Source organism: Acidaminococcus intestini DSM 21505 (assembly GCF_000425045.1).
GTDB classification, from domain to species: domain Bacteria; phylum Bacillota; class Negativicutes; order Acidaminococcales; family Acidaminococcaceae; genus Acidaminococcus; species Acidaminococcus intestini.
This window is the reverse complement of the sequence record NZ_AULA01000001.1, coordinates 190,690-205,385: the sequence shown is the minus strand read 5'-3', so window position 1 is coordinate 205,385 and position 14,696 is coordinate 190,690. Positions and strand designations below refer to the sequence as shown.

Genomic DNA, 14,696 nt, shown 5'->3' with positions numbered 1-14,696 from the left:
TGTATTTACGAACCCATTGGTACAAAAGACTATAGCTCATACCATATTGACAGGCGACAGCCATCATTGACTGTCCGGCATTTACTTGTGAAACCAATTCAAGTTTCTCCTCTGGGGACCATGCCTTGTAATGTGCTTTGTGACACAATGCTTCCGGTCCGCCAGCCTGTTCGATACGATTCCAAGTACGAATCTTGTTACGAAAATTTGCTGTTTTAATTCCTTTAGGTGTTTTTACCCACTTACCTTGACGATAAAGTTCTACACACATCAGCTTAAATTCAGTCGTATAACGCAAAATGTACCCTCCTTACTGGGTGTCCAGTAAAGAGGGTACATTTCATTCTTTAGCAAGCGCCTTTTTTCAACGGTAAAAAGTATACAAAAATAGCGTAAGAAAATAAAAAAATGATTATTCTTGTAGCGGGTGTTTGCTCGGGACTGGGAATGTTGCTTTATTGAATTGAGGGGGGAATCATGACAATTACAGAAGATTTGCACATGCTGCTTTATGTGGCGCTTGGAGGCGCCTTGGGCTCCGTGGGGCGTTATCTTGTTGCCGGAAGCCTCAAGGGTGTGGGGGGGACGGATTTTCCCTGGCACATGATTGCTGTCAATACGCTTGGCTGCATTTTGGTTGGCTTTTTTGTGGCTGTATTATACGTTAAACTGCCGCATCCTCGTTGGATCAACCTCTTTTATTGGGGATTCATTGGAGGTTTTACAGCCTTTTCTTCATTTATCAAAGAAGGAATGCATTTTTTCCTGCATGGGGAGCATATTACGGGATTCCTTTATATTTTCCTGCAGAACATGCTTGGTATGTTTGCTGCCGGTGCCGCTTTTTGGTTGGGCAAGATGCTGCTTTAAGGATGACCGCGGCTCCTTTGTAAGGGGTGATGGAAGTGAGTATCAATATGTTTTTTCTTATTGTGACGGCTTTGGGTCTTGTAGGATCGACCTTTTCCTGGGGGATGTACCGAACGGGATTTTCCCTGCTTCACTCTGCTTGGACGCTCCTGCCCTTTTTACTCATGCCCTTGATTTTTGCCATTGGTAATATTTTTACGGAATCGCTTCCTGTTACGCTGATTCGTTATTTTAGTTGGAGTGGCGGAGTGTGGATGGGTTTTATCTTTTATTCTGTGCTCTTATCTATCTTTTATGGTGTTTGTTGGCTCCTTGGCCGGTTTTCCCAGTCTCCGAACCTTGCACCCAATGCGGCCATCACAATTTTTTTCATCGCTTTTTTGGGGACCGGTCTTGGCGTTTACCAGGCCCTTCATCCCCATGTGCGGCGGATCACCCTTCGCACGTATAAACCTTTGACGCGGTCCATGCGTATCGTCTTTGCTTCGGACCTGCATTTTGGAACTCTTTGGGGCCGCCGGTATGGGCAAAAGCTCGTGAGCCGCATTAATGCGGAAGACCCCGATCTTGTGATTTTTGGCGGTGACCTTGTGGACCGCAGTCTTTCCTTTGTCATGCGCGAGGGCAGTATGGATGCCTTGCGCAGCCTCCGCGCTCCTATGGGCCTATATTCCGTCATGGGCAATCATGATCTCATGGCAGGTACGGGAGAGCAGGAACGGACTTATCTGGAACGAATGGGCATTCGGTTCATTGTGAATGAGTCCATTCCTGTGAGCAGTTCCGTTTGGATCACAGGCCTTGATGATGAGCGCTTTGGAAAAAAGGGCTATGAGGCGCCTGCAGCCCAAGGCAGTGACCTCCATATCTTTGCGGAACATGAACCATACCATGTTTTGGAAGCATCACAAAAGGAGTATGACCTTTATTTTGCCGGCCATACTCATGGAGGACAATTCATTCCTTTAAACCTCATTACACAGCGACTTTTTGCGCTGGACCATGGCACTCAGGCCTTTGGGAATATGCTGGCGACTGTATCGACAGGCCATGGCCTGTCCGTTATTCCCATGCGTCTTGGCGTACCGCCGGAAATTGTGGTTGTCAGTGTAGAACCGATTAAAAAATAAAAAAGGCCGTTACGAATCCTGTGTTCGTAACGGCTTTTTACTTCAAAGTTCATCGGTGAAAAGGGTGAAATGGTTCTTTTTGTAGGCAATAAGTCCGTCTTTTTGCATGCGGCTCAGTTCCGCTGAGAGAGCAGAACGGTCGACGCCGAGGTAATCCGCCATTTCCTGACGGTCAAAGGGGATGGAAACCTGCTTTTTTCCTTGTTTGTCAGCGAGAAAGGACAGATAGGACAGGACACGGCCGCGGATCGATTTTGATGCTGTATAGACCATACGCCGGGATAGGCCCAAGTTTTTGCGGGCCAAGATGGTCAGGAGGTTTTCTACAAGCTTATGATGATGACTGCAGTTTGAGGGACAGATGGTCAGTATCTTGTGCATATCCATCATAAGGACTTCCGTATCTTCTGCTACTTCCACGCTGATAAGGAGCGGCTCGTCATCCATGCAGGCATAGGCTTCGGCAAAGATTTCCCCGCTGTGGGCCTGTCCCAAGATGGTCCGGTTTCCCCAGATGTCATCGTAGGCGATGTTGACGCAGCCTTTGAGGATAAGACTGACTGTGTGGACCTTGTCACCGGCACGGTGAATGTAGCTGCCTTTTTCAAAATGGCGGGTCACTGCGCCCAAACAGGTGAGGGCCGACTTGATTTCCTCCGTACGTAAGGTACGGAAAAAGGGTGTTTTCGCTAAAAATGCAAAATCCATGGTTTCTCCCCTTTTGTTGTTGAAACAACGTAATTAATTGTACCCCTATCGTATAATGACACCATCGAAAAAGCAAGTGAAACCATGAATCTTTTACATACAGGGGAGGAAACACTCATGAAACGGAGAATCATCAAAATCGACGAAAATAAATGCAACGGCTGCGGCCTTTGCGCTAAAGCCTGCCACGAAGGTGCCATCGGCATGGTCAATGGCAAAGCCAAGCTCTTGCGCGATGATTATTGTGATGGCCTTGGCGACTGTCTGCCGCACTGCCCGACCGATGCCATTACTTTTGAAGAACGGGAAGCTCTGCCTTATGACCGGGAAGCTGTTGAAGCAAAGATGCGGGCTGAAGGAAAACCGGTTCCGCCCCAGGGGATCTGCCCCGGTTCTCGCGTGAAGATGATGGCGCCCAAAGGCGGCTGCCCTGGGTCCCGTATGAAGATAATGGATCAGGCGGGAAAAGCAGCTGCGCCTGCTGCACCGGCAGAAGCTCCTGTAAGCCAGCTGCGCCAGTGGCCTGTGCAGATCAAACTCGTTCCTATCCAGGCTCCGTTCTTTGACGGAGCAAAGCTCCTCATTGCGGCTGACTGTTCAGCTTATGCGTATGCAAATTTCCACGAAGAATTCATCAAAGGTCATATTACCATCGTGGGCTGCCCGAAACTTGATGCCGTCGACTATTCGGAAAAATTAGGTGCGATTTTTGCTTCAAATGATATCAAGAGCGTGACCGTGGTCCGCATGGAAGTCCCTTGCTGCGGCGGTCTGGAACATGCTGCCGTCAAAGCCCTTCAGGATAGCGGCAAGATGATTCCTTGGTCTGTCGTAACGATTTCGACCGATGGCAGGATCCTTGATCGGACGTAAGGCGGCCTTTGAAACGAGGCGCTTCTTAAAGTTCGGCATTTCCTTAAGGCGCGTCTCTAGCTGGAAGCTAGTTGCAGGGCTTTATTTAGCTCCGAACAGATGATCTTCCTAAAAGTGCAAAATGGCCTCGAATCCGCTAGGTTCGGGGCCATTTTTTAGTGTTCCAAAAGGATGCCGACGGCAGCAGAAAAGGCAATGTAGATGATGGGATGGAGCTGCCACTTGCGATAGCAAAACCAGATGAAGGCTGTCAGTATCATCATTTTAACTTTAAAGAGGTCGGCCAGGTTTCCCGTAACTTTCCAGGTATTTACCTGGAAGAGGGCAATCTGTGCGACACTCAGGCCTGCAGCCATGATGAGGGCCGCTGACGCAGGGCGGAGGCCGGAAAAGATCTGGCTGACGATGGCTGAGGATTGAAATCTACGGAGCATCCGTGCAATGATGAGGATGATGATGATGGACGGGGCAATGAGTCCTAAGGTGGCGATGGCACCGCCTGCAAATCCCGCCGTTTTGAAGCCGACATAGGTCGCCATGTTGACGCCCAGGGGCCCCGGCGTCGATTCAGAGACGGCAACCATATCGGCAATGTCGGTCGTAGTAAACCAATGGGTCAGACGGCTCATCTCCTGAAGAAAAGGCAGTGTCGCGAGCCCGCCGCCAACGGCAAATAACCCGGTTTTGAAAAATTGCCAAAATAGTTGGCCGTAAAGAATCAGTGTTTCCATGATTCGTCCTCCTTTGCGTAGTTTTCAGCGTGGTCTTGTGGATCTTCTTCCTTGCTCATTGTCTTAATAGAGGCAGACTTTGAGGAAAAGAGACAGCCTGCTATGCCGGAAAGAACAATCAGCATGACAGTTGGGATGCTTGTCAAGAGAGATAAGACAAGGACGATGAAAAATAACAGCCAGCTGGTCTTGTCAATGAGGGCTTTTTTCCCTAATTTGATGACCGCATCAAAAATCAGGACGGTGACGCAGGCGCGGATCCCGTCAAAGGCATGTTTTACAATAGCAAGGTCAGCAAAATTCAAAAGAAAGGCGGCAATGGACGTAATAATCAAAAGGGAAGGAAAGATAACTCCCAGTGTAGCAATGATGCCGCCTGTGATTCCGTACAGCTTGTAGCCAATAAAGGTAGCCGTATTGATGGCAATGACGCCGGGCGTACACTGCCCAATGGCATAGTCATCCATGAGTTCCTCTTCCGTTGCCCAGTGGCGCTTTTCCACCACTTCCCGCTGCAGAATCGACAGCATGGCATAACCGCCGCCGAATGTGGTGATCCCGATTTGAGCAAATACCCAGAAAAGCTTCCAACACTTTTTCATTCCATCCATTTTAGCTTCCTCCTTTAGGCTGCTTTCGTCCCCTTAGGCGCATCTAGGTACCGTTTACGGGATTTTGGCGGTTTTCTTTTTCTGCACCATAGCGTATCATAGAATTAACTATATGAATAATATTTGTCTTATAATGAGGTATATGATATGAATATATATCAACTGCGCTATTACATCGCTGTCGTTGAAGAAGGTACGATTTCAGCAGCAGCCAGGAAACTGAATCTTTCTCAGCCACCCCTGTCTACCCAAATCAAGCTGCTGGAAGAAGAGGTAGGAACGGAGTTGTTTATACGCGGTGCGCGCCAGATCACGCTGACACCGGCCGGACGCCGGTTCTACCAGTATGCACTGGAAATGACAGATATAGAACGGCAAGCCTTGGAAGAAATCCGCGATATGGGCCGAGGCGGAACTGGGACCGTGCATCTTGGTTGTATCTCTTCCGCCCACGTGAAGGAAGTCTATGAAGGGCTTGATGCTTTTCACAGGCAATATCCCCTTGTCCGGCTGCGAATCGTAGAAGGCAACACGCTTGAACTGGAAGAAAAACTGGCTCGAAATGAGCTGGAAGCTGCTTTTGTTCGGACTCCGGAAACTTTTAAGCATGTTGAGCGTCTTCCCCTTCGCCAGGATCCGATGATGGCTTCCGGCAAACGAGCGTTTTTCAGTGAGATTCCTTCGCATAGGAAGCTCATCATGAAAGACCTTGCAGCGTGTCCTCTGATCCTTTATAAACGCTGGGAAGCAAGGATCCGTGATCTTTTTTCTCACGCTGGAAGGCAGCCGCAAATTGTTGGTGTTGCAGACGACCTTCGTACTTGCCTTATGATGGCTGATTATGGACTGGGAATCAGCGTGACACCCTTGGAGGCCCTTCGCGGCTATCCCCATCTGACGCGTCGGGTGATTGCGGAAAAGGGCCTTGTTTCCACGCTTGAACTTGTACTTCGTAAGGATGCCTATATTTCAGCCAGTGCAAAAGCCTTATTTACTGTTTTTAAAGAGCGTGACAAAAATCAGGAGGAATAGGGACAACTGGCATGGACGGTATTTTGAATCAGCAGGAGGCAGGCTTCTGGACTTTTTTACCAAATAAGAAACCCCCACCATGGCGTGACCCATGGTGGGGGTTGATGTGACTTATAATAATGGCGGATGGGGTGGGATTCGAACCCACGATACCTTGCGGTATACTTGATTTCGAGTCAAGCACCTTCGACCACTCGGACACCCATCCGCAGACTAGGCTATTATATCATATTAACGGCGCCGTGTAAAAAATTCCTGCAAAATTTTTTTACAGCGCTCTGCTTCGATACCGGCTTTGATGATGGTATTTGCATGGAGACTGGGGTGGAGGGGAATCTGGAAGAGGCTCCCACAGGCTCCGGCTACGCTGTCGCTCGCCCCAAAGACAACGCGTCCGATCCGGGCATTATAGATGGCACCGGCGCACATGGGGCAGGGTTCCATGGTCACATAAAGGGTGGAGTCAGCTAGGCGCCAGCGCCGGAGCTTTTCACAGGCTTCCCGGATGACAAGGATTTCTGCATGGGCCGTGGCATCATGCGCTCTTTCCCGTCGGTTATGGTTCCGGGCAATGACGCGTCCATCCTGGACGAGAATGGCCCCTACGGGAATTTCCCCTTCAAGAGCGGCCAAGGCTGCTTCCTTCAGGGCTTCTTCCATATACATCTTTTCTTCGTCTGTTGCAAGCTCCATGGTAGGATTCCTATTCTTTCCGGGTCAGCTGCAGCAGGTCATAGGGCGTTTCCTGATAGACCATATTGACCCAATTGGTGTAAAACAGGTGAGCATAGCTGCACCACTTGAAGCAGGGCTGCTCACTGCTGTCATTGTCGGGATAGTAAAATTTCGGCTGCTCCGGGTCAAGGCCCTTGTTTTTGTCACGGATGAATTCATCCTGCAGGGAATTTCGGTCATATTCAAAATGGCCCATGACAAAGATATGGCGCATGTCGCTCGTACTGCAGATGTTGATGCCGTTTTCGGCGCTGCGGCTCAACACTTCAAGGCGCGGGTCAGCGTCGATCTTATTGTCATCGACACGGGTATAACGCGATTGGGGAATGAAGTAGCGGTCATCAAAGCCGCGCAGGAGCGGATGGAAGTTTGTCGTAAGTCCATAGGGATAGATGCCGTAGAGCTTTTTGGGGAGCATGATCTTTGGTATATTGTAGTAATAGTATAACCCAGCTTGGGCGCCCCAACAATAGTGGAGAACAGAAAAGACATGGCTCCGGGCCCACTCAAAGTACTGGACAAGTTCAGGCCAGTATTCAACATCTTCAAAGTCAATCTTTTCGACTGGTGCGCCGGTGATGATGAAGCCATCATAATAGCGGTCCTTGATGTCATTCCATTCAAGATAGACTCGGTCTAAATAGGAATTATCCGTGTGCGTACTGACGCGGGACACAGGGCGGCAGAAATCAATCTCGATTTGGATAGGGGAGTTGCCCAATAGGCGCAGGAGCTGCAGTTCCGTCGGCTTTTTAAGGGGCATGAGGTTAAGAATCAGGATCTTCAAGGGCCGGATATCCTGCGTCATGGCACGGTCTTTTCCAATGGTGACGATTCCTTCTTCACGGAGACGGTTTACAGCGGACAGGCCGCCGTCAATTTTAATGGGCATGACAAAAACTCCTTTCCTGCAATAAAAAAAGCCTTCCTCCCTGCAGGGACGAAAGCATCGTGGTACCACCCAGCTTTACCTTGCCCTTGGGCAAGGTCTCTTGGAAACGCGGCCAAAGCCGGATTCCCCAGTGCAATAACGGGCACACCCGTACGGCCTACTGTGATTTCAGCCAATCAGCTCCAGGACCATCTTCCTTTTCTCATCTGCACTCCCTTTCACCGGTGCGGGAGTTCTCTGGAACCAGACAATAAAAAGTACTCTTCCTTTCATCGCATTTTACTATGAAATTGAAAAAATTTTAGCATGCATGGAAAGGTCCGTCAAGGAGCAAGGGGAGAAATTCCGTAGGAAAAGGATATCTTGTACAATCTGTTACAAAGTCATCTTGAATAGACCTGAAAGAAGCAAGGCCCCCTTGGAATTTTCGTTGCCAAACAAAAAGGGAAAGAGTATGATAAAGGCGTATAGCCCTTTTCTAAAAAAGGGCCGGGGAACAATTCCCGTAAATTTTAAGGAAACGGTGGCGTTTTATGAGAGCGAGGAATGTTTGGGCCGAAGTCGATCTGTCGGCCATTGCCCATAACGTACAGGTCACGCGCAAAGTCCTCAAACCGGGGACAAAAATCTGCGCGGTTGTCAAAGCTGATGCCTATGGCCACGGAGCCGTGCCCGTTGCAACGGCAGCCCTGGCGGCAGGCGTCAATTATCTGGCGGTGTCCATGACACAGGAAGCCCTGGAGCTTCGCGAAGCTGGTATCATGGCGCCTATCCTCATTTTGGGGACCATGACGGAAGAACATGAAAAGGCCCTTGTGGACTATAACATCACCCAAACGGTCTATGATCTTGCCGTGGCCCAGGAGCTTTCGGCAGCAGCCCTGCAGGAAAACAAGGTGGCCAAGGTCCACCTGGCTGTCGATACGGGGATGAACCGGATCGGCTGCCGTCCTGAAGAAGCGGCCGATCTTGCTGAGGCCATCAGCAAGCTGCCCCATGTGGAGCTTGAAGGGATGTTTTCCCATTTTGCCAGCGCCGATGAAATGGATAAAAGTTTTGCTGAAAGCCAATATCGAAAATTCATGGAAGCTGACCGCGCTATCAAGGACCGAGGCATCCAGATTCCCTTGGTCCACATCGATAACAGCGCTGGTATCACGGAGATGAAGCATACAGAATGTGACATGGTCCGTCAGGGCATCACCCTTTATGGACTGTGGCCATCGGACGACGTAGAACGCTGTCTTGACCTAAAACCGGCCCTCAGCCTCAAGGCAGAAGTCGTCTTTGTGAAGGATGTTCCAGCCGGTGAGAAGATCGGTTATGGCTGTACCTACGAGACGAAAGCACCCATGAAGGTAGCTACGATTCCCTTGGGCTATGCTGATGGCTATTCCCGCGCCCTGTCAAACCGTGGCTATATTACGATCCGTGGTTATAAGGCTCCTGTTGTGGGTCGCATCTGTATGGACCAGTTTATGGTTGACGTGACGAATGTGCCGGGTGTCCATAAGGGGGATGAAGCGGTTATCTTTGGACCGGGCGGTGTTTCCCTTGACCAATTGGCTAAGTGGGTGGGAACCATACCCTATGAGCTCATGTGTCTTTTGTCAACGCGCGTTCCCAGAAAGTACACCTACACGTATACCATCAAGCATTACGAAAACAATCGTTTTTAGGAAAAAGGGCGTAAGCCCACTAGGTTCACACACGGGTTCCGCTTCTTTTTCTGCAGAAAGGCGGGCCCTTTTTTGCATCAGGAAGGTAGGAAAGCAGTATGGAGCACTATGAAAAATTAACAGAAAGTACAATTGAAGAACTAAAAGCCATTGTAGGCGAAAAATATGTCCTCACGACGCCGGAGACCCTCGAAACGTATCAAACGGATCAAGAGACAGATTCCCGGTTCTTCCATGTGCCGGAAGCTGTTGCAGCGCCAGGAAGTACGGAAGAAGTGGCGGCCATCATGAAACTTGCCAATAAGCGCCATTTTTCCGTAACACCCCGCTCCGGCGGGACCAGCGTCTCCGACGGAGCCATTGCTGTCTGCGGTGGCATTGTCATGCTCATGGAGCGCATGAACCGCATCTTGGAAGTAAACCCGGATGGTATGTATATGGTTGTCGAAGCTGGGGCTAGGACCCTCGATGTGCAGGAAGCGGCCAAGAAGGAAGGTCTCTTTTATGCCGGTGACCCGTGCAGCGCCGACAGCTGCCTCATTGGCGGCAACCTTGCGACAAACGCCGGTGGCGATAAGGCCGTTCGCTACGGCACGACGCGCAGTCAGGTCCATGCCATCGAAGTGGTCCTGCCCACGGGCGAGATTGCACACCTGGGGGCCCGAACGAAGAAAAATACAACTGGTTTCTGTCTTGATCAGCTCGTTCTTGGGAGCGAAGGGACCCTTGGCGTCATTACAAAAGCAACGCTGAAACTGCTGCCCATTGCCCCCTACCGGTCGGACGTCCTTCTTGTCTTCACAGATCCACGGAAGGCCACGAGCCTTGTTCCCATTCTTTTAAAAGCTGGGCTTGACCCGACGAGTGTTGAATTCATGGATCATGGTTTTGTGCAGGCTTCCAGCGACTATTCAAAGATTCGACTCAGTCATTATGACGACGGCTGCTACGTTATTTTGACCCTCGAAACCTTTGATGAAGATGAGATGGATAAAAAGCTCATAAAGGTCGATGAGCTGGCTCAGGCGCATGGTGCCGTGGAAGTGTCCCTTGCTGATGACCGGGTGTGGACAATCCGCAAAAATTGTCTTGAAGCGACGAGAATCCTAAGCCGCGTCAGTACCAGTGACGATTTTGTCTTTCCGTTGGATAAGATTTCAGATGCCATCATGGATCTGTCGGAACTTGCCGCAACCTATCCTTTCCGCGTCTTTACCTTAGCTCATGCGGGAGATGGGAACCTGCACTTTAATATCCTTAAAGGGGAGCTCAGCGATGAAGCTTGGGAGGAAACCCTTTCATCCTTCCATGAAAAGGCCTATGCCTATGTCTATGCCCATGACGGCCTTCTTTCCGGTGAACATGGAATTGGGGCAAAGAAAGTAGGACAGCTCGAGCGTTTGACGGACCCTGGGCAGATGTTCATGATGACAGCCATCAAGAAGGCCTTGGATCCTTTGGATGTACTCAATCCGGGGAAGGTCATTGCAAGATATTGAGGCCGGCTCAAAAATCGGGCTTATTTGATGCAGGACCTGAGCCACTTGCTTTAGAAAAGGTCGACCTGAGGCAAGGGGCTCACGTTGTAGCGTACGATGGACCGCCTCACGTTAGGGGACAGGATAGTTCAGTTGTGAGTTTAAAAATTGTGGGTTACAACACGAAGGCCTTAAGGTCTTTTCCCCTGCGGTCTTTTCGCACCATGGCATCACAGCATTGCAGGCACCTTTACGTCTTTTGCTTGGCAGCCAGAGCCGGCGTCTCGAGACAGCATTCTGGACTCTTCCTGAATGGATTGCCTGACCGCCATTTTCCCTCCACGGCAAAAAAGTCCCGCTGGGAGACTTTTCGTTTCCCAGCGGGACTTTCCCGTCCTTATTTTCTCGATGGGCCACAGGAACAGGCACTCCTGCGGCACACGAAGCGGTCTGCTTATTGCTGCTTCCTTCCGGACCTGACAAGGTTCACAGGACTTCATTGCGCAGGACCTATCCCTATGGTCCATCCAAAAAATAAAAGCGTACTTAAAAGAAAAGCCGCATGCTGCGGCGGATTCTTAAATGGCGGAGAGTGAGGGATTCGAACCCTCGATACGGTTATCCCGTATACACGCTTTCCAGGCGTGCTCCTTCAACCACTCGGACAACTCTCCAGGTTGAAATGCTTAGGCAAAGCTTTTCAATTGTATGCAGTCTTTAAAAATGACTGTGTGTTTTAGTATAAAGGATATTCATGCCGTTGTCAAGAAATAAGTTGAATTTTTTTGTGGAAACAAGGTATAATACCATGGTACAACAGAGAGAAAGGATGGATTCCATGTCTTACGTCGCATTATATCGTACTTGGAGACCCCAGGATTTTGATGGCCTCGTGGGGCAGGAACACATCAGGAAAGCGCTCACGAACGCACTTGAGTCGGGGCGCATTTCCCATGCTTACCTGTTTACAGGCCCTCGCGGTACGGGTAAGACGAGTACGGCGCGGATCCTTGCTAAGGCCCTGAACTGTGAGAAGGGGCCAACGCCCCATCCTTGCAATACTTGCGATCATTGTCGGGAAATTACGGAAGGTACCAGTGCCGATGTCATTGAAATCGATGCGGCCAGCAACCGCGGAATTGATGAGATCCGGAAGCTTCGGGAACAGGTCCATTTTGCACCTGTTTCCAGCCGTTACAAGGTCTATATTATCGACGAAGTGCATATGATCACGGCAGACGCATTCAATGCCCTGTTAAAGACTCTTGAAGAACCTCCAGAGCATGTCGTATTTATCCTTGCGACAACGGAGCCGCAGAAGATCCCGACGACCATCCATTCCCGGTGTCAGCGTTTTGATTTTCGCCGCGTTACGGTCGACGATATTGCTGCCCACCTGCAAAAAGTAGCAGAAGGCAGCAATATCAATGCGGAACCGGATGCCCTGCGTCTTATGGCCATTCAGGCCGATGGGGGAATGCGCGATGCCGTTGGTCTTCTGGATCAATGCAGTATCATGGCTAATCCTGTGACAGCTGAAACGGTGCGGCAGGTCCTTGGTATTGCCGGGCGCGATACGATGCGGGCCTTGGTAGAGAAAATTGGCCGCCGCGATCTGCCTGCTGCCTTGGATCTCCTCAATCAGCTCATGGACGATGGAAAAGATGTCACCCAGGTCCTGACAGAGCTCCTCGAATATATGCGAGCCCTGCTCCTTTATCAGGCTGATCCGGCGTATCAGGAGATTTACTTGACCGATACAGCGGAAAATCTCAAAACTGTGGAACCGCTTTTTACGCGCAGCCGCATTCTTGCTGCAACAGCGCGTATCCATGAGGCCTCCCTTGATGTGAAGCGTTCCCTGCGGTCAAAGATTGTCGCAGAGATTTGTCTTTATGATCTCTGCCGCGGCGAAGGGGAGAGTCCTGCGGCACTTATGTCCCGCATTGAGACACTTGAAGGGAAAGTCACCCACCTCATGGCAGGCGGTGCTCCAGCCGTATCACCCGCATTTGAGCCGCCAAGGGAAAAAAGGAGCAAGACGCAGGAAGCGGCTTATGCTTCCCCGATGGCAACGGCACCGGACATGCCTTCTGTAACTCAGAAAGAAGCTTCTTTTCCCTCTGCAGAAGGGCCTGCTGCCATTCCTTTGGAAAAACGGCAAGAAGCTTCTTTTGAAAAGCAGGCATCCGCTGTACCGCAGCGAGCGGGCCAGAAAATGGAAGCCGAGGGTGCCTCTTTTACTCCGCCCTTTGAAGAAAAAACGGACGCTCCCCGTCAGCCTTCTGATCTAGCAGGGGCCCAGCGACTCTGGAATGGCGTTCTGCAGGGTCTCAAACAGCGTCATAAGATGGGCTTTTTTGCCTATGCGCGGGAGGCAACTCCCCTTGACTTTGATGGCAAAAGGCTCACGGTGGGGACGGCAACGCAATTGGCCAAGGACCGCCTTGAACGCAATGATCTAAGGGACGAGGTCCTTGCCATCTTAAAGGCGGGGACAGGGCAGAATTTCGAATTTGCGGTCGAACAGGCCAGCGAAAAACAAATGGAAGCGGCAAGGAAAACTGCGCCTCGCGTGGCTTCCCGCCCCCAGCATAAGGCGGCGCCGCCTGCGCCGCCCAAGGAAGCGCCCCTTCCCAAAGAAGACGACGAACTTCCTGAAACCGTCAAACGGGCCATGATGGTCTTTGGCGGAAGCCTTGTAAAAGATGATTCGAATCAATAGGAGGAATGAACAATGTTTAAAGGCGGAATGGGAATGAATGGTATGCAGGGCATGCTGAAAAAAGTCCAGAAGATGCAAAGTGAGATGCTGAAACTCCAGGATGAACTCAAGGAACGCACCGTGGAAGCCACGGCAGGCGGGGAGGCAGTCAAGGTTGTTGTAAATGGCAGCAAGAATGTCGTAAGCCTTGCCATTTCGCCTGAAGCTGTCGATCCAGATGATGTAGAAATGCTCCAAGATCTCATCGTAACAGCTGTCAACGAAGCAATGAAGAAGGTTGATGAAATGACAGAAAAGGAAATGGGCAAAGTAACGGGCGGCATGAAGCTGCCGGGGATGTACTGAGAACACTATGCGCATGATCAAACCTCTGGCCCGGCTTCATGAGCAGCTGCGCAAATTGCCGGGGATTGGCTCCAAATCGGCGCTGCGTCTTTCCTACCACGTCCTTGATATGAAACGAAGCGATGTGGAAGCTCTGGCAGCGGCGCTGGTTGCTGTCAAGGATCAGGTCCATCTCTGTACGTCCTGTTTTAATCTTTGTGAAGGTACACGGTGCGAAATTTGTGAGGATGAAAAGCGGGACCATGGGCTCATCTGTGTCGTTGAAGAACCGCAGGATGTAGCGGCTATGGAACGGACAAAGGGTTTTGAAGGGGTGTACCACGTCCTTCATGGCGTTCTGTCTCCCCTTGATGGCGTGGGCCCTGACCAGCTGAAGATCCGCGAACTCATGCGCCGTTTGCAGGACGGTTCGGTACACGAAGTGATCCTTGCAACCAATTCCGATGTGGAGGGGGAGGCAACAGCAGCCTATCTGGCGAGTCTCATCCGTCCCTTGGGCATCAAGGTCAGCCGCATTGCCCACGGCCTCCCCATGGGTGGGGACCTTGAATATGCCGATGAATTGACGCTTTACAAGGCCCTGGAAAACCGTCGGGAACTTTGATTGTCCCTTAGGATGTGAAGAAAGGCGGTACGTAGTTATGGAAGTTTGGGTGTTTGGCCTTGCGGCCCTTGTCATTCTTCTGATAGTCGTCAATATCTTTTCCCTTTCCCTCAAGCTTTTGTGGAACGGGGTTGTTGGCATGATCCTTCTTTGGCTGTTCAATCTGGTAGGGGGAATTGTCGGTCTGCATCTTGAAATTGGTGCTGTTTCCGCTTTGGTGGCGGGATTCTTTGGAATTCCCGGCGTCATTCTCCTGCTGCTTTATCAGCTCATGGGGCACTAA

16 protein-coding genes, 2 tRNA genes, 1 other RNA gene and 1 other annotated feature are annotated in these 14,696 nt (G+C 50.6%); of the genes, 10 read left to right on the top strand and 9 right to left on the bottom strand.

What is annotated here, in order from left to right; translation table 11 throughout:
* A partial coding sequence (locus H503_RS0101005; protein WP_026385381.1) for a transposase occupies positions 1-298 on the bottom strand: 298 nt, incomplete at its 3' end.
* A 179-nt stretch (positions 299-477) separates the two neighbouring features.
* On the opposite strand from H503_RS0101005, the gene H503_RS0101000 reads away from it, so the two are divergent.
* Entirely contained in the window at positions 478-870 is a 393-nt protein-coding gene (locus H503_RS0101000) for a fluoride efflux transporter FluC (protein ID WP_016459414.1), read from the top strand.
* A 35-nt stretch (positions 871-905) separates the two neighbouring features.
* A complete protein-coding gene (locus H503_RS0100995) occupies positions 906-2,000 on the top strand; it encodes a metallophosphoesterase (RefSeq protein WP_158306815.1) in 1,095 nt (364 codons plus the stop codon).
* A 42-nt stretch (positions 2,001-2,042) separates the two neighbouring features.
* Here the strand turns inward: H503_RS0100995 and H503_RS0100990 are convergent, their stop codons facing one another.
* Positions 2,043-2,708, bottom strand: coding sequence for a Crp/Fnr family transcriptional regulator (locus tag H503_RS0100990; protein ID WP_009015866.1), 666 nt, complete (start codon positions 2,706-2,708; stop codon positions 2,043-2,045).
* 117 nt (positions 2,709-2,825) lie between these two features.
* Between H503_RS0100990 and H503_RS0100985 the strand changes: the two genes are divergently transcribed.
* A complete protein-coding gene (locus tag H503_RS0100985; protein WP_009015865.1) occupies positions 2,826-3,581 on the top strand; it encodes an ATP-binding protein in 756 nt (251 codons plus the stop codon).
* 155 nt (positions 3,582-3,736) lie between these two features.
* On the opposite strand, the gene H503_RS0100980 is transcribed toward H503_RS0100985, so the two are convergent.
* Together H503_RS0100980 and H503_RS0100975 are read right to left on the bottom strand one after the other, a co-directional pair.
* Positions 3,737-4,312 carry a chromate transporter gene (locus H503_RS0100980; RefSeq protein ID WP_009015864.1) on the bottom strand — a complete coding sequence of 192 codons (576 nt, stop codon included), beginning with the start codon at positions 4,310-4,312 and terminating at the stop codon, positions 3,737-3,739.
* On the bottom strand, positions 4,300-4,914 hold the full coding sequence (locus tag H503_RS0100975) for a chromate transporter (RefSeq protein ID WP_009015863.1): 615 nt from the start codon (positions 4,912-4,914) through the stop codon (positions 4,300-4,302). Before H503_RS0100975 ends, H503_RS0100980 begins: the two co-directional genes overlap by 13 nt.
* A gap of 156 nt (positions 4,915-5,070) precedes the next feature.
* On the opposite strand from H503_RS0100975, the gene H503_RS0100970 reads away from it, so the two are divergent.
* A complete protein-coding gene (locus H503_RS0100970; RefSeq protein ID WP_009015862.1) occupies positions 5,071-5,955 on the top strand; it encodes a LysR family transcriptional regulator in 885 nt (294 codons plus the stop codon).
* Positions 5,956-6,075: 120 nt separating this feature from the next.
* Here the strand turns inward: H503_RS0100970 and H503_RS0100965 are convergent.
* From H503_RS0100965 to H503_RS0100955, 3 genes are all read right to left on the bottom strand, one after another.
* Positions 6,076-6,163: transfer RNA gene (locus tag H503_RS0100965), tRNA-Ser, on the bottom strand.
* Positions 6,164-6,186: 23 nt separating this feature from the next.
* Positions 6,187-6,648, bottom strand: coding sequence for a tRNA adenosine(34) deaminase TadA (gene tadA, locus H503_RS0100960; RefSeq protein ID WP_009015861.1), 462 nt, complete (start codon positions 6,646-6,648; stop codon positions 6,187-6,189).
* A gap of 10 nt (positions 6,649-6,658) precedes the next feature.
* Positions 6,659-7,582: a homoserine O-succinyltransferase gene (locus H503_RS0100955; RefSeq protein ID WP_009015860.1), complete on the bottom strand. Its 924-nt coding sequence runs from the start codon at positions 7,580-7,582 to the stop codon at positions 6,659-6,661.
* 41 nt (positions 7,583-7,623) lie between these two features.
* Positions 7,624-7,864, bottom strand: a binding site (T-box leader).
* 251 nt (positions 7,865-8,115) lie between these two features.
* On the opposite strand from H503_RS0100955, the gene alr reads away from it, so the two are divergent.
* Complete coding sequence (gene alr, locus H503_RS0100950; RefSeq protein ID WP_009015859.1) at positions 8,116-9,261, top strand: alanine racemase; 1,146 nt, start codon at positions 8,116-8,118, stop codon at positions 9,259-9,261.
* 98 nt (positions 9,262-9,359) lie between these two features.
* The gene (locus tag H503_RS0100945; protein ID WP_009015858.1) at positions 9,360-10,760 is read left to right on the top strand and encodes an FAD-binding oxidoreductase; all 1,401 of its coding nucleotides are present in this window, start codon (positions 9,360-9,362) and stop codon (positions 10,758-10,760) included.
* Between the two features lie 395 nt (positions 10,761-11,155).
* Here H503_RS0100945 and ffs read toward each other — a convergent pair.
* An RNA gene (ffs, locus tag H503_RS12150) (signal recognition particle sRNA small type) lies at positions 11,156-11,255 on the bottom strand.
* A gap of 67 nt (positions 11,256-11,322) precedes the next feature.
* Positions 11,323-11,413: transfer RNA gene (locus tag H503_RS0100935), tRNA-Ser, on the bottom strand.
* 164 nt (positions 11,414-11,577) lie between these two features.
* On the opposite strand from H503_RS0100935, the gene dnaX reads away from it, so the two are divergent.
* The 4 genes from dnaX to H503_RS0100915 are packed head-to-tail and all read left to right on the top strand — an operon-like array spanning position 11,578 to position 14,696.
* Positions 11,578-13,464 carry a DNA polymerase III subunit gamma/tau gene (dnaX, locus tag H503_RS0100930; protein ID WP_009015857.1) on the top strand — a complete coding sequence of 629 codons (1,887 nt, stop codon included), beginning with the start codon at positions 11,578-11,580 and terminating at the stop codon, positions 13,462-13,464.
* A 12-nt stretch (positions 13,465-13,476) separates the two neighbouring features.
* Entirely contained in the window at positions 13,477-13,809 is a 333-nt protein-coding gene (locus H503_RS0100925; RefSeq protein WP_009015856.1) for a YbaB/EbfC family nucleoid-associated protein, read from the top strand.
* A 7-nt stretch (positions 13,810-13,816) separates the two neighbouring features.
* Entirely contained in the window at positions 13,817-14,413 is a 597-nt protein-coding gene (gene recR, locus H503_RS0100920; RefSeq protein WP_009015855.1) for a recombination mediator RecR, read from the top strand.
* Positions 14,414-14,450: 37 nt separating this feature from the next.
* Positions 14,451-14,696 carry a pro-sigmaK processing inhibitor BofA family protein gene (locus H503_RS0100915; protein ID WP_009015854.1) on the top strand — a complete coding sequence of 82 codons (246 nt, stop codon included), beginning with the start codon at positions 14,451-14,453 and terminating at the stop codon, positions 14,694-14,696.